The organism is Streptomyces tanashiensis (genome assembly GCF_014648895.1).
GTDB lineage: Bacteria > Actinomycetota > Actinomycetes > Streptomycetales > Streptomycetaceae > Streptomyces > Streptomyces tanashiensis.
In genome coordinates this window covers 826,501-848,461 of sequence record NZ_BMRZ01000003.1, presented here as the reverse complement: position 1 = coordinate 848,461, position 21,961 = coordinate 826,501, and the positions used below count along the sequence as shown (strand labels likewise).

Sequence of the window (21,961 nt, the reverse complement as noted above, 5' to 3'; positions counted from 1 at the left end):
AGCCCGGACACCGTGGCCGCCGCCACCGCTGTGGGCAATCGTCCCGCAGGGCGAGGGGGGTCCCCCCTGGTCGAGCGGAGCCGAGAGCTCGGGGGAGGGTGGGCACGGCCCACGGTGCCGGGTACCGGCCCCCTGCTCGGTGACCCGCAGGAGCTCGCCACGATGCCGGGCACGGAGCCGCTGGGCCCGGCCCCGCAGGACCACACCCCGGTGCAGGACGCGAACCTGCTGGACCTGACCCCGCACGACCCGCACGGCCCGCACGGCCCCGCCCCGGTCCGGGGAACCGGTTCATGGGGCGGCCCCCGGGAGGCCCCGCACCCCGACGCCCCCCGCAGAGCCGGCCGCGACGCGGTCGAGGGCCTCCTCCTCGGGCTCGCCGCAGGCGACGCCGCAGGCTGGCCCGCCGCCCGGCACCGCGCCGCCCGCATGCCCGAATGGACCCGCCGCCTCACCCGTGAACTCGACACCTTCGCCGAGCAGAACGCGACGACCACCCTCCCCGTCCCCATCGCCCTCAACCAGCCCCCCGAGCCCCTCCGCCTCGGCCCCTCCGACGACGCCGAGTGGGCCGTCTTCACCGCCGAGGCGATCCTCGCCGCCTCCGGCCCGGTCTTCGCCGCGCTCCCCCCGGACCGCCGGCTCCGCGCCGCCGTCGACCTCGCCTGGAACTCCCTCGCCGGCCAGGTCGCCGCCGCCGCGGACCGCGCCCCCGAGGTCGAGTCGGCCGTGCTCCCCCTCCGGGCCCGGATCTCGGTCCGTGCGGGCCTCGGCAATCTCGCCACCGGTCTGCGGCCTCCCGCCACGGGCCACGACAACCCGCACTTCTTCGACGACGCGGCCTGCGTGCGCGCCGCCGTCCTCGCCGTCGTCCACCCCGGCGACCCCCGCGCGGCCGCCGAACTCGCCGAGTTCGACGCCCGGTACACGCAGGACGGCGACGGCGTCCACGGCGCCCGTGCGACGGCGGCGGCCCTCGCGGCGGCCCTCGGCGGGGCGACCGTCGACGAGGCCGTCGAGGCGGCGCTCGCCGAACTCCCGCCCGTCACCGAGATCGGCCGCAACGCCCGGCACGCCGTGAAGCTGGCCCGGGCCGCCGGCTCGGCCTTCGAGCTCGTCCCGCTCCTGGAGCACCAGATCGTGGACCACGTCTACAGCTACGGCATCGCCGCCGCCGAGACCGTCCCCGTCGCCCTGGCTCTCGCCACCGCCGCCCGGGGCGAGATGACGGCCGCGGTGCCGGCCGCCGCCTGTCTCTCCCGGGTCGCCGACTCGGCCCCGGCGCTCGCCGGGGCGCTCACCGGCGCGCTGGGCGGCGGCCGTTCGGTGCCGGCGAGCTGGCGCGAGGCGTGCAGGACGCTCGCGGGCTGCGCGCTGCCCCGGCTCGCGGGCACGGATCTGGTGGAACTCGCCGGGCTGCTCGGAGCCACGGAACCGGCCGCCCCAGGTGGACAATTCCGACATGACACCCACACTGGATGACCGGATCACCGGCAGCCTCCTCGGGGCCGCCGTCGGCGACGCGCTCGGCGGCCCCGTCGAGGGCTACACCCCCGAGCAGATCATGGAACGCCACGGCGGCCGGGTCACCGGGATCGTCGGCCCCTGGAACGGCGGCGACTGGCGCACCGCCCGGCCCATCGCGCCGTACCACAAGGGCGACGGGCACGTCACCGACGACACCTTGATGACCCACGCCCTGATCCGCGTGTACGAGAAGGTCCGCGGCCACCTCGACGCGTACGCGGTCGCGGACCACCTCGTCCCCGAACTCATGGGCTCCCCCGTCTGGATCCCGGAGCTGGAGGCGGAGGCGCTCCCCCTCCAGCGGATCTTCCTCGCCGAGAAGTGGATCGTGACCCGGCTCCACTACGGCCACGCGGACCCGCGCGAGGCCGGCAGCGGCAACATCGTCAACTGCGGGGCGGCGATGTACATGGCGCCGGTCGGCCTGGTCAACGCCGCGCACCCGGCGGCCGCCTACGCCGAGGCGATCGACCTGACCGGCGCACACCAGTCCTCCTACGGCAGGGAGGCCGCGGGGGTCTTCGCGGCGGCGGTCGCGGCGGCCTGCGCGCCGGGCGCGACCCCGGCCTCGGTGGTCGCCGCGGCGCTGTCCCTGGCGAAGGACGGAACGCACGCGGCGATCAGCGCGGTCGCCGAAGTCGCCGCCGACCACACGGACTTCGAGACCGCCCTGATCCCCCTGCGCAGGGCGGTCGCCCCCTTCGACACGGTCGGCCCCGACTACCGCGCCCCCTCCCTCGGCGCCCGCCGCCCCTCCCGCCTCCACGCGATCGAGGAACTGCCGATCGCCCTCGGCATGCTGCTCGTCGGCGGGGGCGACTTCCGGCGTACGGTCCTGGGCGCGGTCAACTACGGCCGCGACTGCGACTCGATCGCCACGATGGCGGGCGCGATCGTGGGCGCGCTGCACGGCGAGTCCGCCGTCCCCGCCGAGTGGGCGAAGCAGGTGGCGGAGGCGAGCCGCCTGGACCTCCACGCCCCCGCGCGCACGCTGACGGACGTGGCCCGCGAGATCTTCGCCCGGGACACCGCACTCCGCCGTGCCCATGAATCGGCCTTCGCGACGCTGACGAGCGCGGAGCGATGACCCTCCGCCTGACCTGGGTCCAACCGGAGGACCTGGTGGGCCACGAACTCCGTCAGGCGGCCGAGGACGGCCGCGACGCCGAGACCCTGGCGGCCCGCTGGACGGAGGCGGGCGGGCCCCCGGCCCCCGACGCGGCCGGCGCCTCCGGGACCCCCCGCCCGGACCTCCGCCGGCTCGCGGAAGAGCTCCTGGACACCCTGACGTCCCTCCCGTCCCCCCTGGCCGCACAGGAACCCACGACCCTCTCCTCGATCCAGGAGCTGACGACGGCCGCGCCCATCGCCGTGTGGGCAAGCGTCCCGCTGGGGCGGGACGGGTGGGCACACGGGACGGCGCCCCCAGCCGCGCCCAGGCCTCCGCGCCTGGCCCGGCACCGGACGGGCGGTGCCGTCGTGGAGGTTGCGCCCACCCTTTCCGCCCCGGAGGAACGCCTGCCCACAACGCCGAACGGCACCGCCCTCCGGGACCGCCTCCACGCCGCCTGGCTGGGCCGGGCCGTGGGATGCCTGCTCGGCAAGCCCGTCGAGAAGCTCCCCCTCCCCGCCCTCCGCGCCCTCGCCCGCGCCGCCGGCAACTGGCCCCTCACCACCTGGTTCACCGCCCGCGGCGTCCCGCCGGAACTGCTCGCCGCCCACCCCTGGAACCGCCGCTCCGCCGCCACCTCCCTCGCCGAGAACATCGACGGCATGCCCGAGGACGACGACCTCAACTACCCCCTCCTCAACCTGCTCCTCCTCCAGCGGTACGGACGCGACTTCACCACCGCCGACGTCGCCCGCCTCTGGCTCGACGAACTCCCCGCCGGCCGCACCTTCACGGCCGAGCGCGTCGCCTACCGCAACCTCCTGGACGGTGTGGAACCCCCGCTCACCGCCCTCCGCCGCAACCCCTTCCGCGAGTGGATCGGCGCCCAGATCCGCGCCGACGTCCACGGCTGGACCCACCCCGGCGACCCGGTGGCCGCCGCCGCGCAGGCGTACCGGGACGCGGTGCTCACGCACACCGCCAACGGCGTCTACGGCGCGATGTTCGTCGCCGGCACCCTCGCCGCCGCCGCGACCGGCGCCGCCGACGTCCACCAGGCGCTCGCCGCCGGCCTCGGCGTGATCCCCCCGCGCTCGCGCCTGGCGGCGGCCGTCCGGCTGGGCATCACGGCGGCCGGCTCCACCCCCGACTTCGACGCCGTCGTCGACCGCCTGCACGCCGAACTCGGCGGGTACCACTGGGTGCATGCCGTCCCGAACGCCGCGCTGCTCGCCGCCGCCCTCACCCACGCCGACGGCGACTTCTCCCGCTCCGTCTGCGCGGCCGTGTCGGGCGGCTGGGACACCGACTCCAACGGCGCCACCGCCGGTTCGGTCGCAGGGCTGCTCGCCGGACACCCGGACCGGCTCCCCGAACGCTGGACCTCCCCCCTCAAGAACCGCCTGTCGACCTCGGTGGCGTCCTTCGACGGCATCGGCTTCGACACCCTGGCCGAACTGACACACACGGAGGCAGTACGCCCATGACCAGCATCGTCGTGCTCGGCAGCACGAACATGGATCTCGTCACCTACGTGCCGCGGGCCCCCGCCCTCGGCGAGACGGTCACCGGTCGCTCCTTCCGTACGATCCCCGGCGGCAAGGGCGCGAACCAGGCCGTCGCCGCCGCCCGCGCGGGCGCCGAGGTGGCGATGATCGGCGCGGTCGGCGCGGACGACTTCGGGGCCCGGCTCCGCTCCACCCTGGAGCACTGCGCGGTGGACACCGATCTCCTGCGCACCGCCGAGGGCTCCTCCGGCACCGCCCATGTCGTCGTCGACGACGAGGGCGGCAACGCGATCGTCGTCGTCCCCGGCGCCAACGGCACCGTCACCTCCCTCACCCATGGCGACGAGGCCCTCATCGCGACCGCCGACGCCCTGCTCCTCCAGCTCGAACTCCCCCTCTCCGTCGTCGTCGAGGGCGCCGTCACCGCCCGCCGGCTCGGCGTCCGCACCGTCCTCACCCCCGCCCCCGCGCAGCCGCTGCCGCCGGAACTGCTCGCCGCCACCGACCTGTTGGTGCCCAACGAGCACGAGGCCGCCGCCCTCACCGGCCTCACCGACCCGCGCGCGGCCGCGCAGGCCCTGCTGCGGGACGTCCCCGAGGTGGTCGTCACGCTGGGCGCCGCCGGCAGCCTGTACGCGGTGCGCGGCGCCGAACCGGTCGCCGTGCCCGCCCCCCGGGTCCGGGCCGTGGACACCACGGGCGCCGGCGACACCTTCGTCGGCGCCCTCGCGGTCGCTCTGGGCGAGGGCCGCCCCGCCCCCGAGGCCCTGGCCTGGGCACAGACGGCCGCCGCGCTCTCCGTCCAGCGGGAGGGCGCGTCGACCTCGATGCCGTACCGCGTCGAGATCGAGGCCGCCTTCCTCTCCCCCCACATCCTGGAGGCCGACGCCGTATGACCATCCACGCCCCGGCCATCCCGTCCGAGAGTCCCGAGAGCCCCGAGAGCCCCGAGAGCCCCGGCCAGGCCCGGCCTCCCCTGCAGGGGCTGCGCGTCCTGGATCTCGCGACCCTGTTCGCCGGCCCGCTCGCGGCCATGATGCTGGGCGACTTCGGCGCCGACGTCGTCAAGGTCGAGCACCCCCGCAAACCGGACCCCTCCCGCGGCCACGGCCCCGCCAAGGACGGGATCGGCCTGTGGTGGAAGGTCCTCGGCCGGAACAAGCGGACGATCACCCTCGATCTGTCGTCCCCCGGCGGCCGCGACACCCTGCTCGCACTCGCCGCCGACGCCGACGTGATCGTGGAGAACTTCCGCCCCGGCACCCTGGAACGCTGGGGTCTGGGCTGGGAGGAGCTCTCCACCGTCAACCCGCGTCTGGTCCTCGCCCGCGTCACCGGCTTCGGCCAGTTCGGGCCGTACGCCCACCGCCCCGGCTTCGGCACGCTCGCCGAGGCGATGAGCGGTTTCGCCGCCATCACCGGCGAACCGGACGGCCCGCCGACGCTGCCGCCCTTCGGCCTCGCCGACTCGATCGCCGCCCTCGCCACGGCGTACGCGGTGATGACCGCGCTCACCGCCAGGACGGCGACCGGCCGCGGCCAGGTCGTCGACATGGCGATCATCGAACCGATGCTCTCCGTCATCGGCCCCCACCCCCTCTGGTACGACCAGCTCGGTTACGTCCAGCCCCGGACCGGCAACCGCTCCCGCAACAACGCCCCGCGCAACACCTACCGGACCGCCGACGGCTCCTGGGTCGCCGTCTCCACCTCCGCCCAGTCGATCGCCGAGCGGGTGCTGCGGCTCGTCGGCCGCCCGGAGCTGATCGACGAGCCGTGGTTCGCCGACGGCACGGGCCGGGCCGAGCACGCGGACGTCCTGGACGAGGCCGTCGGCTCGTGGATCGCCCGCCACACCCGCGACGAGGCGATGGCGGCCTTCGAGAAGGCGGAGGCGGCCATCGCCCCCGTCTACGACATCCGGGACGTCGTCGCCGATCCCCAGTACCAGGCGCTCCGCACCGTGACCGAGGTGGAGGATCCCGAGCTCGGCCCGATCAAGATGCAGAACGTCCTCTTCCGCCTCTCCGAGACCCCCGGCGCCATCCGCTGGCCCGGCCGGCCGCACGGCGCCGACACCACCGCCGTCCTCTCCGAACTCGGCCTCACCCCCGCCGAGATCGACGCCCTCCGGGAACAGGGAGCGGTATGAGCCCCCTCAGCGGCCCCGCGGAGAACGACCGGCCGGGCGCGAGCGGACGCACGGAACCGAACGGACGCACGGGGGCGAACGAAGCGACCGGCACGCCCGCCCTGCGGGGCACGGCGCCCCCGCGCACCCCTCTCACCTGGCTGTACGCACCCGGCGACCGCCCCGACGTCGTCCGCAAGGCGCTGTCCTCGGGCGCCGATGTCGTGATCGTCGATCTGGAGGACGCGGTCGCCCCGCACCGCAAGGCGTACGCCCTCGACGCCACGGCGGATCTCCTCGCGGACGCCCATCCCGTACCGGTCCACGTCCGCGTCCACACCTCGCGCGACATCCCCACCCTGGCCCCCCTCCGCGGCCTCTGCGGTCTCCGTGTACCCAAGGTGACACACGCCACTGACATCCACCGGATCGCCGAGCTCGCCCCGGGCCTCCCCCTCTACCCGCTCCTGGAGAACGCCCTCGCCGTGGAGCACGCCCACGCCATCGCCACCGCCCATCCCGCCGTCCGGGGCATCGCCCTCGGCGAGGCGGACCTCCGCGCCGACCTGGGGGTACGGGAGGACAGCGCCCTCGACTGGGCGCGTGGGCGCGTGGTGGTCGCGGCCCGCGCGGCGGCCCTCCCACCGCCGGCCCAGTCCGTCCACCCGGACGTCGGCGACCTGGAGGCGCTGGCCGCCGGCTGCGCGCGGGGCCGGGCCATGGGCTTCCTCGGCCGGGCCGCGATCCACCCCCGTCAGCTCCCGGTCATCGAGCGCGCCTACCTCCCCACCCCCGAGGAGATCGACGCTGCCCGGGAGGTCGTCGAGGCCGCCGCGACCGAGCAGGGCGCCCTCGCGCTCCCGGACGGCCGCTTCGTGGACGCGGCGGTGGTGGAGGGCGCCCACCGGGTCCTCGCGCTCGCGGCCCGCGCGGGGTGACCCCACGGGAAAGGGCCGCCGGGACCTCTCGGTCCCGACGGCCCTCCGGCTGTGGACGATCAGCTCTTGGCGGCCGATCCCGCACCGTTCGTCGACTTCTCCGGCTTCTCCGGCTTCTCCGCATCGGAGAGGCCGGACTCCTCCGGCTCCTCGGAGTCCGTGTCCGGAGCGGTGTCCTTCGGCTCCGCGTCCGCCGCCTCGTCCTCCCCGGCACCGTCCACGGCGCCGTCGGCCTTCTCGGTCTTCTCGGTCTTCTCGGCCTTCTTGGGTTCCACGGTCTCCTCGCGGCCCGGGCGCACCCGCGCCGAGACCACCATGTAGACCACGGCCAGCAGGCCGACGATGATCGCCGTCCACACGTTCAGCCGCAGGCCGAGCACGTGGTGCGCCTCGTCGACGCGCAGGTACTCGGTCCAGACACGGCCCGCGCAGTACGCGGCGACGTAGAGGGCGAAGGCACGGCCGTGGCCGAGCTTGAAGCGGCGGTCGGCCCAGATGACGAGGAAGCCGACGGCGACGCACCAGAGCGACTCGTAGAGGAAGGTCGGGTGGTAGAGCCCGGCCTCGCGGTTCACGCCCTCGCTGATCTTCAGCGCCCAGGGCAGGTCGGTCGGCTTGCCGTAGAGCTCCTGGTTGAACCAGTTGCCCCAGCGGCCGATGGCCTGGGCGAAGGCGATTCCGGGGGCGATGACGTCGGCGTACGCCGGGAGCGGGATGCCCCGGCGGCGGCAGCCGATCCAGGCGCCCACCGCGCCGAGCGCGATGGCACCCCAGATACCGAGGCCGCCCTCCCAGATCTTGAAGGCGTCGACCCAGTTCTCACCCTCGCTGAAGTACAGCTGGTAGTCGGTGATCACGTGGTAGAGACGTCCGCCGACGAGGCCGAAGGGCACCGCCCAGACGGCGATGTCGGCCACGGTGCCGGCGGTGCCGCCCCGGGCGATCCAGCGCTTGTTGCCGAGCCAGACGGCAACGAAGACACCGATGATGATGCAGAAGGCATAGCCGCGCAGCGGGATCGGTCCGAGGTGGATCACGCCGGTCGACGGGCTGGGAATGTAGGCAAGGTCCATGGCAGGACCGACGCTACCCTGCCGGGCGGGCGGGACGGCAGCCCACCCGGCAACTTCTGGGTAACCAATCCGCCGGCCGACCCGTCGGCCGTCCCCGGTTATCCCGCCGACGGGGAGGCGGTGCCCGCCTTCTTGCCCTTGTTGGCCTCGGCGACCCACTTCTTCAGGTTCTCCGGGGAGATCTGCTCGTTCCCCTTGGTCGGGAAGATCGATTCTCCGTTGAGGAGGACGGAGGGGGTGCCGCGGAAGCCGCCGTTCTGGAAGGCCTCGTGCGACTTCTTCACCCAGCTGTCGTGCGTGCCGTCGTTCACACAGCTGCGGAAGGCCGGCGTGTCGAGCCCCGGCACCTTCGCCGCGAGCTCGATCAGCTTGGCGTTGTCGCCGAAGGCGTCGTCCGTCTCCTGCGGCTGGTTGATGTAGAGCACGTCGTGGTACGCGGTGAACTTCCCCGCGTCCTGGGCGCACGCGGCGGCGTTCGCCGCGCGCAGCGAGCCGCTGCCGCCCATGTTCCCGTCGATGAGGGTGGCGAGGTGGTAATCGGCCTTGAGGGCGCCGGAGGCCTCCAGCTCGTGGATCGAGTCCCGCATGACGTTCTCGAACTGGGCGCACGCCGGGCAGCGGAAGTCCTCCCAGATCGTGAGCGTCGACGGAGCGTCCGCCTTGCCCGTGGGGATGGCGGGCTTGGCGTCCTCGTCGGTCGCTCCGCTCGGCGCGACCACCGGTCCCGCCTTGTCGGATCCACCGTCCTTGTCGCCGCTCGCGGCGATCACACCGACGACCGCGGCCAGGCCGAGGACACCGACCACCGCCGCCGACACGATCAGGACGCGTCGCTGCTTCTCGCGGGCCTTGTCGCGCTCGCGCTGCTGCTGGAGGCGCTCCCGCGCGCTCCGGCTACCGTCACCACTGTTCTTCTCGCTCACGCCCCAGGCAACGAACCGGGGAGGCACATCCGCGCCTCCCCGGTCCCAGATCCACCCGGATGGGCTACGAAACGCGGCGGACGCCCTCGGCGAGTTCGGCCGCCAGTTCCCTTACGGCGGTGAGCCCGGCCGCCTCGTCGCCGTCGGCGTCGAGGATCCGCTTCACGAAGGCGGAGCCCACGATGACGCCGTCGGCGAAGGCCGCGACCTCACGCGCCTGCGTGGAGTTGGAGACGCCGAGACCGACGCACACCGGCAGCTCCGAGGTGGCTCGGGTGCGGCGGACCAGGTCCGCGGCCGACTCGCCGACCGACTCGCGGGTGCCGGTGACACCCATGAGCGAGGCGGCGTAGACGAAGCCCGAGCCGGCGGCCGTGATGGTGGCGAGGCGCTCGTCCTTGCTGCTGGGCGCGACGACGAAGACGGTCGCGAGACCGTGCTTGTCGGCGTGCTCGCGCCAGACGGCGGACTCCTGGACCGGCAGGTCGGGCAGGATGCAGCCCGCGCCGCCGGCCGCGGCGAGCTCCTCGGTGAAGCGCTCGATGCCGTACCGGTCGATCGGGTTCCAGTACGTCATGACGAGGACCGGCTTGCCGGTGGCCTCGTGGGCCTCGCGGACCGTCCGCATCACGTCGGCGATCTTCACTCCGCCGCGCAGGGCGATGTCGTCGGCGGTCTGGATGACCGGCCCGTCGAGGACCGGGTCGCTGTGCGGGAGCCCGACCTCGACGACGTCGGCGCCGCCGTCGAAGACGGCCTTGATCGCGGCGATGCCGCCGTCGACGGTCGGGAAGCCGGCCGGCAGGTACGCGATGAGCGCCGCCCGGTTCTCGGCCCTGGCCTTGGCGAGGGTGTCGCTGAGCAGCTGGATGTTCCCGGTCGTCACTTGGAGCCCTCCCCGTCGTACAGCCCGAAGTAGCGGGCGGCCGTGTCCATGTCCTTGTCGCCGCGCCCGGAGAGGTTCACGAGGAGCAGGGCGTCCTTGCCGAGCTCCTTGCCGACCTCCAGGGCCCCGGCGAGGGCGTGCGCCGACTCGATGGCCGGGATGATGCCCTCCGTACGGGAGAGCAGCCGCAGCGCCTGCATGGCGGCGTCGTCGGTGACGGCCCGGTACTCGCCGCGCCCGCTGTCCTTCAGGTACGCGTGCTCCGGGCCGATGCCCGGGTAGTCGAGGCCCGCCGAGATCGAGTACGGCTCCGTGATCTGGCCCTCCTCGTCCTGGAGGACGTAGGAGCGGGACCCGTGGAGGATGCCGGGCTCGCCGGCGGTGAGGGTGGCCGCGTGCTCGCCGGTCTCGACGCCGTGGCCCGCCGGCTCGCAGCCGATCAGGCGGACGTCCGCGTCCGGGACGAAGGCGTGGAAGAGGCCGATGGCGTTGGAGCCGCCGCCGACGCAGGCGATGGCCGCGTCGGGCAGGCGCCCGGCGCGCTCCAGGATCTGGCGGCGGGCCTCGACGCCGATGACCCGGTGGAAGTCGCGGACCATGGCGGGGAAGGGGTGCGGTCCCGCGACGGTGCCGAACAGGTAGTGCGTCCGGTCCACGTTGGCGACCCAGTCGCGGAAGGCCTCGTTGATGGCGTCCTTGAGCGTGCGGCTGCCGGACTTCACGGCCACGACCTCGGCACCGAGCATCCGCATCCGGGCCACGTTCAGGGCCTGGCGCTGGGTGTCGACCTCGCCCATGTAGATGGTGCAGTCGAGGCCGAAGAGGGCGCAGGCGGTGGCCGTGGCCACGCCGTGCTGGCCGGCGCCGGTCTCGGCGATGACCCGCGTCTTGCCCATGCGCTTGGTCAGGAGGGCCTGCCCGAGCACGTTGTTGATCTTGTGCGAGCCGGTGTGGTTGAGGTCCTCGCGCTTGAGGAAGATCCGGGCGCCGCCGGCGTGCTCGGCGAACCGCGGCACCTCGGTGAGGGCGCTCGGCCGGCCGGTGTAGTTGACCATCAGGTCGTTGAGCTCGCGGGCGAACTCGGGGTCGGCCTTGGCCTTCTCGTACTCGACGGCGACCTCGTCGACGGCGGCGACGAGGGCCTCCGGGATGAACTTGCCGCCGAAGGCACCGAAGTAGCCCTCGGGGGTGGGGACCTGACCGTCCGGGTCGGGAATGAAGAACTCGCTGGACATGCGGATGCTCCTCGCGGGGCGGGTGTGCCCCGGGTACGTGGGGTTGGTGGTCACGGTATGCGCGCGACCCGTCACGTATGCGGCAACGCCTCGCCCCGGCCCGTGTGGGCAATCGTTCCGCGGGGCGGAACGGGTGGGCACACGGGACGGCGCCCTTGGCGGCGCCTCTGCCCGGTGTGCCCGGCGCCCACGCGGACCCGCACGGGTGGTGCGGGTTCGGGCGCGGGAGCCTAGGCCCGGCAAGGGCGCCGTCCGTTGTGCCCACCCGTTCCGCCCTGCGGAACGAATGCCCACAACGGCGGGGCGTGGGCCCAACGGCGCTGCTCTACGTGAAGGTGCGCGCGAGGCGCGGGCGCCATCGCATGCCGTTGACCTGGCCCGGCTCGGAGCCGATGACGTAGCGGACCCGGCGGCCGTGGACACGGCGGGCGGGCGCGCGGCAGCCGCGCGGGCGGCAGCCCCTGGCCAGGGGCGCGTGGGCGGGGACGGACGCGGCCGTACGGAGCAGGCGGCGGCGTCCCACGGTGGTCGCCGACGCCACGCCGACCGGCCCCCGGGCGCTGCCCGGGGGTGTCGGCGTGTCGTGGCGGGGGGTCATGGCGCGGTCAGCTCCGGCCGTGACGCAGGGCCGGGTGGGCGCCGGCGGCGACGAGGTCGGCGACGGCGGCCTTGGGGTCGCGGCCGGTGACGAGGGACTCGCCGACCAGGACCGCGTCGGCGCCCGCGTTGGCGTAGGCGATGAGGTCGTGCGGGCCGCGGACGCCGGACTCGGCGACCTTGACGATGTGCGCGGGGATCTCGGGGGCGACGCGCTCGAAGGTGGAGCGGTCGACCTTGAGGGTCTTGAGGTTGCGCGCGTTGACGCCGATGATGCGGGCGCCCGCGTCGACGGCCCGCTCGACCTCCTCCTCGTCGTGGACCTCGACGAGCGGGGTGAGCCCGATGGACTCGGCGCGCTCGATGAGGGAGACGAGGGCCTCCTGCTCCAGGGCGGCGACGATGAGGAGCGCGAGATCCGCTCCGTACGCCCGTGCCTCCCAGAGCTGGTACGCGGTGACGATGAAGTCCTTGCGCAGCACCGGGATGTCGACCCGGGCGCGGACGGCCTCCAGGTCGGCGAGCGAGCCGCCGAAGCGGCGCTGCTCGGTGAGGACGGAGATGACGGCGGCGCCGCCCGCCTCGTAGTCCGCGGCGAGACCGGCCGGGTCGGCGATCGCGGCGAGCGCGCCCTTGGACGGGCTGGAGCGCTTGACCTCGCAGATGACCTTGACGCCGTCCCCGCGCAGTGCGGCGACGCCGTCCTTGGCCTGCGGAGCCTTGGCGGCGCGCTCCTTGAGCTCGTCGAGGGTGACCCGCGCCTGCCGCTCTGCGAGGTCGGCGCGCACGCCTTCGATGATCTCGTCGAGCACACTCACGCGAGGGGCCCCCTTCCGGGACGGTGACGGTGATGATGAACCAGGTTCAGCCACTTCGATCCTATCCGCAGGACGGCCCCGGACTCGCATCGGCCGGAGTGGTGTCCCATCTGCTGGGACTCCCGACGGGGTCCCCACGGGCCCGCGAGGGGCTCTCAGGGGGCCAGCGCGGAGCCGAAGGGAAGGTTCCGGACCAGGGTGAAGAGGGCGAGGACGGCCCCGATCCCCCACCACAGGACCGGGGAGACCGCGAGCCGCATGGGCACTCCGCGGACGGCGCGAATCAGCCAGACGGTCATGACGACGGCGAAGACTCCGTAGCCGACGACGGCGAGGGCGTTGGCGCCGAGGGCGGCCGGGAGGTCGCCGTGGACGAAGGCGTAGGCGCTGCGGAGTCCGCCGCAGCCGGGGCAGTAGACGCCGGTGAAGCGGAGGAGCGGGCAGACGGGGTAGTGCCCGGGTTCGTTGGGGTCGACGGCTCCGACGTAGGCGAAGGCGGCGACGACCCCGGCGAGGGTGGCGACGGGCGCGGCCAGCCGCCGCACGGGCGACCGTGCCGGCGGCGCCGACGCCGGCACGTACGGACCCGACCAGGGGGCGTGACCCGGGGGTACGGGCCCGCCCGGCCCCGGGGGCGGCACGGGACCGGCGCCCGGCGAGCCGTCCGCGGCGGAGGCGTCACCGGGGCCCGGCGGGGCGCACGGAGGGGCCTCGGTGTCCCCCCGCGCCGGCAGCCCCTCTTCGGGTGCCGCGGCATTCGGTCGTGCAGGTTCACCCGGCTGGGTGGGGGAATCGGTCACGGCTCCGGCCGTCGGCTGCGCGTCCACCCGGTGATTCTCGCCCCTGACGCGCGAGGGCGCAGCCCGGCACGGCCGGACTGCGCCCTCGGATGCGTCGTGTCGCGTCAGGCGTGGGCCCGGGCGGTCGCGGTGGCGGCCTCGCGGGCGGCGGCGACGGCCGCCGACTCCTTCGGCATGCCGAGGCCGGCCGCCTTCATCGCGCCGCCGACGATGCCGCCGAGGACGATGACGCCCACGCCGGCCCAGAAACCGGGCACGTTGGCGGCCACCATGAAGACGCCGGCGATGCAGAAGCCGATGAAGGAGATGATGACACCGGTCCAGGCGGCCGGGGTGTGTCCGTGGGCGCTGCCCGCCATGAGTTGCTCCTCGTTGCAGTTGCTCGATGGTGAGGTCTCGCGTGCGCGGACACTCGGCGCTCATTGTCCCGTACGCGGGCGCGCGAGGATGAATCGGGGGGGCCGGGGCGATCACGCGTCGCGGTCGGCTCCCCCGCTCAGGCTCCCTGGGTCGGGTCCTCGCCGCGGTCCAGGGCCTTCCACAGGTCCTCGGGCCGGTCCGGATCGGCCGCGGGTGCCTTGCGGCCGGCGCGGGGGGTGCCGGAGCGCTCGTAGCGTCCGCCCATCGCCGGCCAGTTCTTGCCGAAGCGGAGGGCGAAGAGGCCGGCGAGCAGGATGAGGACGGCGCCCGCGGCGGTCACGTACGGCCAGGCGGTGTGGGTGAGGCCGGCGACGGCTGCGGCGGTGTCGCCGCTGATCCGGGCGGCCTCGGCGTCGAGCGCGGCGCTGTCGGAGGCGCCGAGGACCGCGGCGAGCGCGGCGCCCGCGCCGCTGAGCGCGAGGAGCGCGGCGACGAGCGTGCGGCCGGTGCGGCGGACGGCGAAGACGGCGAAGAGCGCGGCGAGGCCGACGATCGCGAGGGCGGTCGGCACGCCGGTGACGGTGCCGCCGTCGGCCTCGACGGGGACGCTGCCGCCTCCGACGGACGCGGTGCCCTCCGCCCAGATCTGACCGGCGGAGAGCAGGACGACGGTGGCGCCGAGGGCGCCGAGGAGGAGGGCCGCGGCCAGGCTGCGGCGGCCGCCGGTGGGGACGGCCGCGCGGGCGGCCCGGGGCTGGGGTACGGGTACGGCACTCACGTACCCCACTATCCCCTACGTGCTCAGCCTCCGTTCATCCGGTTGGCGGTGTGGACGGCGCGGAGCACGGCCGCGGCCTTGTTGCGGCACTCGTTGTCCTCGCCGACCGGGTCGGAGTCGGCGACGACACCCGCTCCGGCCTGCACGTACGCCGTTCCGTCGCGGAGCAGCGCGGTGCGGATGGCGATGGCGGTGTCCGCGTCGCCGGCGAAATCGAGATAACCGACACATCCGCCGTAGAGGCCGCGCCGGGAGGGTTCGAGCTCCTCGATGATCTGCATGGCGCGGGGCTTGGGCGCGCCGGAGAGCGTCCCGGCGGGGAAGCAGGCGGTGAGGACGTCGAAGGCGGTGCGGCCCTCGGCGACCTCGCCGGTGACGGTGGAGACGATGTGCATGACGTGCGAGTAGCGCTCGACCGACATGAAGTCGACGACCTCGACGGAGCCGGGCGTGCAGACCCGGCCGAGGTCGTTGCGGCCGAGGTCGACGAGCATGAGGTGCTCGGCGCGCTCCTTGGGGTCGGCGAGCAGCTCCTCGGCGAGGTCGTGGTCCTCCTGCGGGGTGGCGCCGCGGTGCCGGGTGCCGGCGATGGGGTGGAGCATCGCCCGTCCGTCCTCGACCTTGACGAGGGCCTCGGGCGAGGAGCCGACGACGTCGAAGCCGTTCTCGAAGCGGAAGAGGTACATGTACGGGGACGGGTTGGTGGCCCGCAGGACCCGGTACACGTCGAGCGCGGAGGCGGTGAGGGGGGTCTCGAAGCGCTGCGAGGGCACGACCTGGAAGGCCTCGCCGGCGCGGATGCGTTCCTTGATGTCCTCGACGGCGTCCTGGTAGGCCGCGCCGCCCCAGAGGGCGGAGAACGCGGGGAGCTCGGACGGCGGCAGGGCGGCCGGGGCGCTCTCGACCGGGCGGGCCAGGTCGGCCTCCATGGCGTCGAGGCGGGCGACGGCGTGCGCGTACGCCTCGTCGATGCCGGTTTCGAGGTCGTTGTGGTTGATCGCGTTGGCGATCAGCAGGACCGAGCCGTCCCAGTGGTCGAGGACCGCGAGGTCGCTGGTGAGGAGCATGGTGAGCTCGGGGAGCTTCAGGTCGTCGCGGCCGTGCTCGCCGATCTTCTCCAGGCGGCGGACGATGTCGTAGCCGAGGTAGCCGACCATGCCGCCGGTGAACGGGGGCATGCCGGACGCGAGGTCGCGCGGGGTGTGGAGCGTCTCGACGGTGGCGCGCAGGGCGGCGAGCGGGTCGCCGTCGACGGGGACGCCGACGGGCGGGGTGCCCAGCCAGTGGGCCTGCCCGTCCTCGACCGTCAGGGTCGCGTCGCTGCGGACTCCGATGAAGGAGTAGCGGGACCAGCTGCGGCCGTTCTCCGCGGATTCGAGGAGGAAGGTGCCGGGGCGTTCGGCGGCGAGCTTGCGGTAGAGCCCGACCGGGGTGTCGCCGTCCGCGAGGAGCCTGCGGCTGACGGGGATGACGCGGCGGTCGGCCGCCAGCTTGCGGAAGGTCTCGAGATCCATGGCACCGGACCTTACTGGGAGACGGGGAGCACGTCGGCGTCGAAGCAGGTGCGGGCGCCGGTGTGGCAGGCGGCTCCGACCTGGTCGACCTTGACGAGGAGGGTGTCGGCGTCGCAGTCGAGGGCGACCGACCTGACGTGCTGCACGTGCCCGGAGGTGTCGCCCTTGACCCAGTACTCGTTGCGGCTGCGCGACCAGTAGGTGCAGCGGCCGGTGGTGAGGGTGCGGTGGAGGGCCTCGTCGTCCATCCAGCCGAGCATCAGCACCTCGCCGGTGTCGTACTGCTGGGCGATGGCGGGGACGAGGCCGTCGGCGCTGCGCTTGAGGCGGGCGGCGATGGCCGGGTCGAGGTCGCTGGGGGTCCGGGGCGTGCTGGTCATGGCGCCATTGTGCCGCGATCCGGGGCGGTGTCCGGCGGGGCGTCCACTGGGCGGACCGGAGCCCACGGTCGTACGCTGGCGGGCATGTCGACCCATGCGAAACGTGAACGGCTTCTGCTCGCCGATCTGTTGGAGGCGGCGGGCCCGGACGCGCCGACGCTCTGCGAGGGCTGGCGGACCCGGGACCTCGCGGCCCACGTGGTGGTGCGGGAGCGGCGCCCCGACGCGGCGGCGGGTGCGGTCGTACCGGCGCTGAAGGAGCGGATGGACCGGGTGACGGCGGAGTTCGCCGAGAAGCCGTACGAGGAGCTGATCCAGCTCATCCGTTCGGGTCCGCCGAAGTTCTCGCCGTTCACCATCAAGCAGGTGGACGAGGGGGCGAACGTCGTCGAGTTCTACGTGCATGCGGAGGACGTCCGGCGGGCCCAGCCCGACTGGTCGGCGCGCGAGCTGGACCCGGTCTTCGCCGACGCCCTCTGGTCCCGTCTGGAGAAGGCGGCCCGGCTGCTCGGCCGCAAGGCCCCCGTGGGCCTGGTGCTCCGCCGTCCGAACGGCCAGACGGCGGTCGCCCACCGCGGCACCCCGGTGGTGACGGCCTCCGGGGAGCCGGGTGAGCTGGTGATGTACCTGTACGGCCGCCAGGACTCGGCGAAGGTTGCCTTGGAGGGCGAGCCCGACGCGATCGAGCGGCTGCGGGAGACGAAGCAGCTGGGGATCTAGGGGGTGTCCTGCCCTGATCGGCAGGACACCCCCTAGCCCTTCGGGAGTTCCGCGCGGCGGACCGCGCTGACCGCGAGGGCGTACACGCCGGACAGGGCGCAGACCGCCGCGCTGACGACGAAGACCGGGCCGGGGCCCCAGGCGCCGATGGCGGCGCCGGTGACCGGGAAGCTCAGCGGGGCGATGCCGAGGCTGCCCAGGCTGGAGACGGCGCTCACCCGGCCGAGGTAGGCGGGGTCGCACTCGGTCTGCACGAGGGCGTTGCAGAGGGCTCCGGAGAGTCCGGCGAGCAGCCCGATGGAGAGGGCGGCGAGGACGGCGAAGGGCAGCTGGGGAATGAAGGCGAGGGCGCCGATCGACACGGCCCCGACCACCATGGTCCAGCCCATGACGACGCCGGTCCTGGGCACGTGGCCCTTGACGGTCAGCAGCAGGGAGGCGCCGCCGGCGCCGACGCCGAACCCGGCGAGGACCCAGCCGATGCCGGAGGCGCCCCAGCCGCGCTGTTCGGAGAGGACCGCGAGGCCGACGTTGAGCGGGCCGACGAAGCCGAGGTCGCTGAGGAGCACGACGATCATCAGCGGGCCGAGCACGCGGTGGCCGCGGAGGTAGCGCAGGCCGTCGGCGAGGTCGCGCAGGGCCGTGCCGTCGCGCGCCTCGTCCTCCCGGGGCAGGGGGCGGAGCCTGAGCGCGGCGAGCAGGGGCAGGGAGAACGCGAAGAGGATCCCTGCGATGCCGAAGGCGGTGGCGGAGCCGCCGAGGGCGATGGCGAGGCCGCCCAGCGGGGCGCCGAGGACGGCGCCGAGACGGTAGGAGAGGCCACGCATGCCCTGGACGCGGGCGAGCTGGTCGCGTGCGGCGACGCGAGGCGGCAGGGCGCCGACAGCGGGCAGGAAGACGGCGTCGACGACGCCGAAGACGAGGGCGACGGCGGCGAGCGCCCACAGGCCGGGTGAGGCGAGGAGCAGGGTCGCGGCGAGGCCGAGGACGACCAGGCAGCGGACGGTGTCGGAGGCGATGACGACCCGGCGCGGGCCGAGGCGGTCGGCGACGACTCCGCCGCCGAGCATCAGCAGGGCGCGGGGCACGGCGGAGACGGCCATGACGAGCCCGGCCTGGGCGGGGGTGCCGCTGCTGACGGCGGTCCAGGAGAGGGCGAGGTAGTAGACGCTGTCGCCGAGCGTGGAGGCGGTGTAGGCGCCGAGCCAGCGCAGGACCTGGGGGTCGCGGTGGGCGGGGGCCGCCGCGCTGCCGGTGATCGTGGTCATCGTCGCTCAGCCTCGGTAGGGGAAGCCGTGGAGGTGGACGGCGACGTTCTCGCGGCCCTCGGTGTCTCCGGCCGCTTCGGCGGCGCGGGCCCGCCGGTCGTACTTCTCGAGGAGCGCGTCGAGCTCCTGGCCGAGGGCGGCGAGCTCGGGGGCGGTCAGGCGCGGCAGCCACTCCGAGCTGATCGCGGCCGAGCGCCACTCGTCGGACCAGGTGAGGCGTTCGTCCATGAAGCGGCGGTGGAGTGCGCTGCGCTGTTCGTTGATGGTCCGGCCGACGGCGTCGCTCGCGGCGGCCATCTCCGGGTTTCCGCGGACGTCCTCGTCGCGGATGCTCAGCCCGTACGAGCTGGGCTGCCACCAGCGCTCGCGGCCGTCGGCGGACTGCGCCTCGGCGGCCTCGATGAGGCCGTGCTCGGCGAGCTTGCGCAGGTGGTAGCTGACGAGCGAGACGGCCTCGTCGACCTGCTCGGCGAGCTGGGAGGCGGTGGCGGTGCGGGCCACGAACAGGGCCCGGTAGAGACGCATGCGCAGGGGGTGCGCGATGGCCTTCAGGGTGCCGAGGTCGTCGATGCGGCGGTTCTCCTGCGACGTCATGTCCACGACCATAGATACGAAAGAAATCTTGCGCAACGAAATTTGCACAAATAATCCTGCGCATCGGGGAAAGGAGAAGGGCCCCCGAAGGGGCCCTTCCCGTCAACGGCCTGACGCCGCCTCAGCGGACCGGATGGCCCGCCTCCCGCAGCGCGTCCTTGACCTGCGAGATCCGCAGGTCGCCGAAGTGGAAGACGGAGGCCGCGAGCACCGCGTCCGCCCCCGCCGCCACGGCCGGCGGGAAGTCGGCGAGCTTCCCGGCGCCGCCGGAGGCGATCACCGGGACCGTCACGTGCTTGCGCACGGCGGCGATCATCTCGGTGTCGTAGCCGTCCTTGGTGCCGTCGGCGTCCATCGAGTTGAGCAGGATCTCCCCCGCGCCCAGCTCGGCGGCCCGGTGCGCCCACTCGACAGCGTCGATGCCGGTGCCCTTGCGGCCGCCGTGCGTCGTCACCTCGAAGGAGCCCGAGGCCGTACGGCGCGCGTCCACGGACAGGACGAGCACCTGGCGGCCGAAGCGCTCCGCGATCTCCTGGATCAGCTCGGGGCGCGTGATGGCGGCGGTGTTGACGCCCACCTTGTCGGCGCCGGCCCGCAGCAGCTTGTCGACGTCCTCGGCCGAGCGGACGCCGCCGCCGACCGTGAGCGGGATGAAGACCTGCTCGGCGGTGCGGCGCACCACGTCGTAGGTGGTCTCCCGGTTGCCGGAGGAGGCGGTGATGTCGAGGAAGGTCAGCTCGTCGGCGCCCTCGGCGTCGTACAGCTTGGCCATCTCGACGGGGTCGCCCGCGTCCCGCAGGTTCTGGAAGTTGACGCCCTTCACGACCCGGCCGTTGTCCACGTCCAGACAGGGGATCACCCGTACGGCGAGACTCATGCGCCCTCACCCCGGTACGCCTCGACCTCGACCTCGACGACCAGGCTCGGGTCGACGAAACCGGAGACGATGATCATCGACGCGGCGGGGCGGACGGCGTCGAACAGCTCCTTGTGGGCGCGGCCGACCTCGTCCACGTCCCGGGCGTGCGTGATGTACATCCGGGTGCGGACGACGTGCTCCGGGCCCAGGCCCAGCTGCTTCAGCGCGTCGAAGGCCACGTTGAAGGAGTTGACCGTCTGCTCGTGGGGGCCTCCCCCGGCGATCTGCCCGCCGACCACCGACGTGCAGCCGGAGACCAGGACCAGACCGTTCGGCAGCTCCACCGCGCGGGAGTAGCCGAACTGCTCCTCCCAGGGAGCGCCGGTGACGACCTTGCGGACTTCGGAGGTCACGAGGCCACCGCCGCGAGCGCCTCTTCGAGGGTGAAGGCCTCGGCGTACAGCGCCTTGCCGACGATCGCGCCCTCGACGCCCAGCGGGACCAGGCCGGACAGGGCCCGCAGGTCGTCCAGGGAGGACACGCCGCCGGAGGCGACGACGGGCTTGTCGGTGGCCGCGCAGACGTTCTTCAGGAGCTCCAGGTTGGGGCCCTGGAGGGTGCCGTCCTTGGCGATGTCGGTGACGACGTAGCGGGAGCAGCCCTCGGAGTCGAGGCGGGCGAGCGTCTCGTACAGGTCGCCGCCGTCGCGGGTCCAGCCGCGGCCGCGCAGGGTCGTGCCGCGCACGTCGAGGCCGACGGCGATCTTGTCGCCGAACTCGGCGATGACCTTGGCGACCCACTCGGGGGTCTCCAGGGCGGCGGTGCCCAGGTTGACGCGGGTGCAGCCGGTGGCGAGGGCGGCGGCGAGCGAGGCGTCGTCGCGGATGCCGCCGGAGAGCTCCACCTTGATGTCCATGGCCTCGGTGACCTGGCGGACCAGGTCGCGGTTGTCGCCGGTGCCGAAGGCGGCGTCCAGGTCGACCAGGTGGAGCCACTCGGCGCCGGCGCGCTGCCAGGCGAGGGCGGCCTCCAGCGGGGAGCCGTAGGAGGTCTCGCTGCCGGACTCGCCGTGGACGAGCCGGACGGCCTGGCCGTCGCGGACGTCGACGGCGGGGAGGAGTTCGAGAGTGCTCACAGGGTTCCGATCCAGTTGGTGAGGAGCTGGGCTCCGGCGTCGCCGGACTTCTCGGGGTGGAACTGGGTGGCCCACAGGGCGCCGTTCTCGACGGCGGCGACGAAGGGCTCGCCGTGGGTGGCCCAGCTGACCTTGGGGGCGCGCATGTTCTTGTTGCCGACCTCCAGGGTCCACTCGCGCACCGCGTAGGAGTGCACGAAGTAGTACCGGGTGTCGGCGTCGAGCCCCGCGAAGAGCTGCGTGTCGGCGGGCGCGTCGACCGTGTTCCAGCCCATGTGGGGGACGACGGGCGCGTTCAGCGGCTCGACCGTGCCGGGCCACTCGTCGAGGCCCTCGGTCTCCACGCCGTGCTCGATGCCCTGGGCGAAGAGGATCTGCATTCCGACGCAGATGCCCATGACCGGGCGGCCGCCGGAGAGCCGGCGGCCGATGATCCAGTCGCCGCGGGCCTCCTTGAGGCCCTGCATGCAGGCGGAGAAGGCGCCGACGCCGGGGACGAGGAGCCCGTCGGCGTTCATGGCGGTGTCGTAGTCGCGGGTGATCTCGACGTCGGCGCCGACCCGGGCGAGCGCGCGCTCGGCGGAGCGCACGTTGCCGAAGCCGTAGTCGAAGACGACGACCTTCTTCGGAGAAGCGGTGCTCATGACCACACGTCCAGACGCAGCACACCGGCGGAGAGACACATCGCGGCGCCGATGGAGAGGAGCACGATGAGGCCCTTGGGCATCTTCTGCTTGACGAAGGAGTAGATGCCGCCGAGCAGGAAGAGCCCGACGAGGATCAGGATGGTGGAGAGGCCGTTCACG

The 21,961-nt window shown here is 73.9% G+C and carries 25 protein-coding genes; 7 read left to right on the top strand and 18 right to left on the bottom strand.

Annotated features, from left to right (window positions below):
• The first annotated feature begins 162 nt into the window (after positions 1–162).
• Genes IE237_RS14480 through IE237_RS14455 form a run of 6 tightly spaced genes read left to right on the top strand, consistent with a single transcriptional unit; the run spans position 163 to position 7,215 of the window.
• On the top strand, positions 163–1,482 hold the full coding sequence (locus IE237_RS14480; RefSeq protein ID WP_189802583.1) for an ADP-ribosylglycohydrolase family protein: 1,320 nt from the start codon (positions 163–165) through the stop codon (positions 1,480–1,482).
• Positions 1,463–2,614 carry an ADP-ribosylglycohydrolase family protein gene (locus IE237_RS14475; protein WP_189802312.1) on the top strand — a complete coding sequence of 384 codons (1,152 nt, stop codon included), beginning with the start codon at positions 1,463–1,465 and terminating at the stop codon, positions 2,612–2,614. The genes IE237_RS14480 and IE237_RS14475 overlap by 20 nt, the downstream gene beginning before the upstream one ends.
• Positions 2,611–4,125: an ADP-ribosylglycohydrolase family protein gene (locus IE237_RS14470; protein WP_189802311.1), complete on the top strand. Its 1,515-nt coding sequence runs from the start codon at positions 2,611–2,613 to the stop codon at positions 4,123–4,125. The genes IE237_RS14475 and IE237_RS14470 overlap by 4 nt, the downstream gene beginning before the upstream one ends.
• The gene (gene rbsK, locus IE237_RS14465) at positions 4,122–5,042 is read left to right on the top strand and encodes a ribokinase (protein WP_189802310.1); all 921 of its coding nucleotides are present in this window, start codon (positions 4,122–4,124) and stop codon (positions 5,040–5,042) included. The genes IE237_RS14470 and rbsK overlap by 4 nt, the downstream gene beginning before the upstream one ends.
• Positions 5,039–6,298 carry a CaiB/BaiF CoA transferase family protein gene (locus IE237_RS14460; RefSeq protein ID WP_229842674.1) on the top strand — a complete coding sequence of 420 codons (1,260 nt, stop codon included), beginning with the start codon at positions 5,039–5,041 and terminating at the stop codon, positions 6,296–6,298. The genes rbsK and IE237_RS14460 overlap by 4 nt, the downstream gene beginning before the upstream one ends.
• On the top strand, positions 6,295–7,215 hold the full coding sequence (locus IE237_RS14455) for an HpcH/HpaI aldolase/citrate lyase family protein (RefSeq protein WP_189802309.1): 921 nt from the start codon (positions 6,295–6,297) through the stop codon (positions 7,213–7,215). The genes IE237_RS14460 and IE237_RS14455 overlap by 4 nt, the downstream gene beginning before the upstream one ends.
• Before the next feature lie 59 nt (positions 7,216–7,274).
• On the opposite strand, the gene lgt is transcribed toward IE237_RS14455, so the two are convergent.
• The 11 genes from lgt to hisI form a co-directional block, all read right to left on the bottom strand.
• Entirely contained in the window at positions 7,275–8,288 is a 1,014-nt protein-coding gene (gene lgt / locus IE237_RS14450; protein ID WP_189802308.1) for a prolipoprotein diacylglyceryl transferase, read from the bottom strand.
• Between the two features lie 98 nt (positions 8,289–8,386).
• The gene (locus IE237_RS14445) at positions 8,387–9,211 is read right to left on the bottom strand and encodes a DsbA family protein (protein WP_189802307.1); all 825 of its coding nucleotides are present in this window, start codon (positions 9,209–9,211) and stop codon (positions 8,387–8,389) included.
• Positions 9,212–9,275: 64 nt separating this feature from the next.
• Positions 9,276–10,097: a tryptophan synthase subunit alpha gene (gene trpA / locus IE237_RS14440; protein WP_189802306.1), complete on the bottom strand. Its 822-nt coding sequence runs from the start codon at positions 10,095–10,097 to the stop codon at positions 9,276–9,278.
• Complete coding sequence (gene trpB / locus IE237_RS14435) at positions 10,094–11,332, bottom strand: tryptophan synthase subunit beta (protein WP_189802305.1); 1,239 nt, start codon at positions 11,330–11,332, stop codon at positions 10,094–10,096. The genes trpA and trpB overlap by 4 nt, the downstream gene beginning before the upstream one ends.
• A 325-nt stretch (positions 11,333–11,657) precedes the next feature.
• Complete coding sequence (gene trpM / locus IE237_RS14430; protein WP_189802581.1) at positions 11,658–11,855, bottom strand: tryptophan biosynthesis modulator TrpM; 198 nt, start codon at positions 11,853–11,855, stop codon at positions 11,658–11,660.
• 82 nt (positions 11,856–11,937) lie between these two features.
• Positions 11,938–12,747: an indole-3-glycerol phosphate synthase TrpC gene (gene trpC, locus IE237_RS14425; RefSeq protein WP_123451331.1), complete on the bottom strand. Its 810-nt coding sequence runs from the start codon at positions 12,745–12,747 to the stop codon at positions 11,938–11,940.
• A gap of 155 nt (positions 12,748–12,902) precedes the next feature.
• Positions 12,903–13,325 carry a DUF2752 domain-containing protein gene (locus tag IE237_RS14420; RefSeq protein WP_229842669.1) on the bottom strand — a complete coding sequence of 141 codons (423 nt, stop codon included), beginning with the start codon at positions 13,323–13,325 and terminating at the stop codon, positions 12,903–12,905.
• A 326-nt stretch (positions 13,326–13,651) separates the two neighbouring features.
• On the bottom strand, positions 13,652–13,906 hold the full coding sequence (locus IE237_RS14415; RefSeq protein WP_189802303.1) for an HGxxPAAW family protein: 255 nt from the start codon (positions 13,904–13,906) through the stop codon (positions 13,652–13,654).
• A gap of 137 nt (positions 13,907–14,043) precedes the next feature.
• A complete protein-coding gene (locus IE237_RS14410) occupies positions 14,044–14,694 on the bottom strand; it encodes a TIGR02234 family membrane protein (RefSeq protein ID WP_189802302.1) in 651 nt (216 codons plus the stop codon).
• Between the two features lie 14 nt (positions 14,695–14,708).
• The gene (locus IE237_RS14405) at positions 14,709–16,199 is read right to left on the bottom strand and encodes an anthranilate synthase component I (RefSeq protein ID WP_189802301.1); all 1,491 of its coding nucleotides are present in this window, start codon (positions 16,197–16,199) and stop codon (positions 14,709–14,711) included.
• A gap of 11 nt (positions 16,200–16,210) precedes the next feature.
• A complete protein-coding gene (gene hisI / locus IE237_RS14400) occupies positions 16,211–16,579 on the bottom strand; it encodes a phosphoribosyl-AMP cyclohydrolase (RefSeq protein WP_189802300.1) in 369 nt (122 codons plus the stop codon).
• Positions 16,580–16,663: 84 nt separating this feature from the next.
• Between hisI and IE237_RS14395 the strand changes: the two genes are divergently transcribed.
• A complete protein-coding gene (locus tag IE237_RS14395) occupies positions 16,664–17,299 on the top strand; it encodes a TIGR03085 family metal-binding protein (RefSeq protein ID WP_189802299.1) in 636 nt (211 codons plus the stop codon).
• Between the two features lie 32 nt (positions 17,300–17,331).
• Here IE237_RS14395 and IE237_RS14390 read toward each other — a convergent pair whose 3' ends face one another.
• The 7 genes from IE237_RS14390 to IE237_RS14360 all read right to left on the bottom strand — a co-directional run bounded on the left by IE237_RS14390 (position 17,332) and on the right by IE237_RS14360 (position 21,960).
• Positions 17,332–18,567: an MFS transporter gene (locus IE237_RS14390; RefSeq protein WP_189802298.1), complete on the bottom strand. Its 1,236-nt coding sequence runs from the start codon at positions 18,565–18,567 to the stop codon at positions 17,332–17,334.
• A 6-nt stretch (positions 18,568–18,573) separates the two neighbouring features.
• A complete protein-coding gene (locus IE237_RS14385) occupies positions 18,574–19,161 on the bottom strand; it encodes an ArsR/SmtB family transcription factor (RefSeq protein ID WP_189802297.1) in 588 nt (195 codons plus the stop codon).
• A gap of 121 nt (positions 19,162–19,282) precedes the next feature.
• Positions 19,283–20,038: an imidazole glycerol phosphate synthase subunit HisF gene (gene hisF / locus IE237_RS14380; protein ID WP_189802296.1), complete on the bottom strand. Its 756-nt coding sequence runs from the start codon at positions 20,036–20,038 to the stop codon at positions 19,283–19,285.
• Positions 20,035–20,433, bottom strand: coding sequence for a RidA family protein (locus tag IE237_RS14375; protein ID WP_189802295.1), 399 nt, complete (start codon positions 20,431–20,433; stop codon positions 20,035–20,037). Before IE237_RS14375 ends, hisF begins: the two co-directional genes overlap by 4 nt.
• Positions 20,430–21,155: a bifunctional 1-(5-phosphoribosyl)-5-((5-phosphoribosylamino)methylideneamino)imidazole-4-carboxamide isomerase/phosphoribosylanthranilate isomerase PriA gene (priA, locus tag IE237_RS14370; RefSeq protein WP_189802294.1), complete on the bottom strand. Its 726-nt coding sequence runs from the start codon at positions 21,153–21,155 to the stop codon at positions 20,430–20,432. The genes IE237_RS14375 and priA overlap by 4 nt, the downstream gene beginning before the upstream one ends.
• Complete coding sequence (gene hisH, locus IE237_RS14365; protein WP_189802293.1) at positions 21,152–21,799, bottom strand: imidazole glycerol phosphate synthase subunit HisH; 648 nt, start codon at positions 21,797–21,799, stop codon at positions 21,152–21,154. The genes priA and hisH overlap by 4 nt, the downstream gene beginning before the upstream one ends.
• A complete protein-coding gene (locus tag IE237_RS14360; RefSeq protein ID WP_189802292.1) occupies positions 21,796–21,960 on the bottom strand; it encodes a CG2302 family histidine operon protein in 165 nt (54 codons plus the stop codon). The genes hisH and IE237_RS14360 overlap by 4 nt, the downstream gene beginning before the upstream one ends.
• Between the last annotated feature and the right edge of the window lies 1 nt (position 21,961).

Excerpts from the sequence above, each read along its gene's own strand:
- IE237_RS14455 (WP_189802309.1), top strand. The coding sequence starts at position 6,295 with ATGAGCCCCCTCAGCGGCCCCGCGGAGAACGACCGGCCGGGCGCGAGC.
- IE237_RS14415 (WP_189802303.1), bottom strand. The coding sequence starts at position 13,906 with ATGGCGGGCAGCGCCCACGGACACACCCCGGCCGCCTGGACCGGTGTC.
- hisF (WP_189802296.1), bottom strand. The coding sequence starts at position 20,038 with ATGAGTCTCGCCGTACGGGTGATCCCCTGTCTGGACGTGGACAACGGC.
- IE237_RS14475 (WP_189802312.1), top strand. The coding sequence starts at position 1,463 with ATGACACCCACACTGGATGACCGGATCACCGGCAGCCTCCTCGGGGCC.
- IE237_RS14385 (WP_189802297.1), bottom strand. The coding sequence starts at position 19,161 with ATGACGTCGCAGGAGAACCGCCGCATCGACGACCTCGGCACCCTGAAG.
- IE237_RS14480 (WP_189802583.1), top strand. The coding sequence starts at position 163 with ATGCCGGGCACGGAGCCGCTGGGCCCGGCCCCGCAGGACCACACCCCG.
- trpB (WP_189802305.1), bottom strand. The coding sequence starts at position 11,332 with ATGTCCAGCGAGTTCTTCATTCCCGACCCGGACGGTCAGGTCCCCACC.
- hisH (WP_189802293.1), bottom strand. The coding sequence starts at position 21,799 with ATGAGCACCGCTTCTCCGAAGAAGGTCGTCGTCTTCGACTACGGCTTC.
- lgt (WP_189802308.1), bottom strand. The coding sequence starts at position 8,288 with ATGGACCTTGCCTACATTCCCAGCCCGTCGACCGGCGTGATCCACCTC.
- rbsK (WP_189802310.1), top strand. The coding sequence starts at position 4,122 with ATGACCAGCATCGTCGTGCTCGGCAGCACGAACATGGATCTCGTCACC.
- IE237_RS14460 (WP_229842674.1), top strand. The coding sequence starts at position 5,039 with ATGACCATCCACGCCCCGGCCATCCCGTCCGAGAGTCCCGAGAGCCCC.
- IE237_RS14470 (WP_189802311.1), top strand. The coding sequence starts at position 2,611 with ATGACCCTCCGCCTGACCTGGGTCCAACCGGAGGACCTGGTGGGCCAC.
- IE237_RS14390 (WP_189802298.1), bottom strand. The coding sequence starts at position 18,567 with ATGACCACGATCACCGGCAGCGCGGCGGCCCCCGCCCACCGCGACCCC.
- hisI (WP_189802300.1), bottom strand. The coding sequence starts at position 16,579 with ATGACCAGCACGCCCCGGACCCCCAGCGACCTCGACCCGGCCATCGCC.
- IE237_RS14405 (WP_189802301.1), bottom strand. The coding sequence starts at position 16,199 with ATGGATCTCGAGACCTTCCGCAAGCTGGCGGCCGACCGCCGCGTCATC.
- IE237_RS14395 (WP_189802299.1), top strand. The coding sequence starts at position 16,664 with ATGTCGACCCATGCGAAACGTGAACGGCTTCTGCTCGCCGATCTGTTG.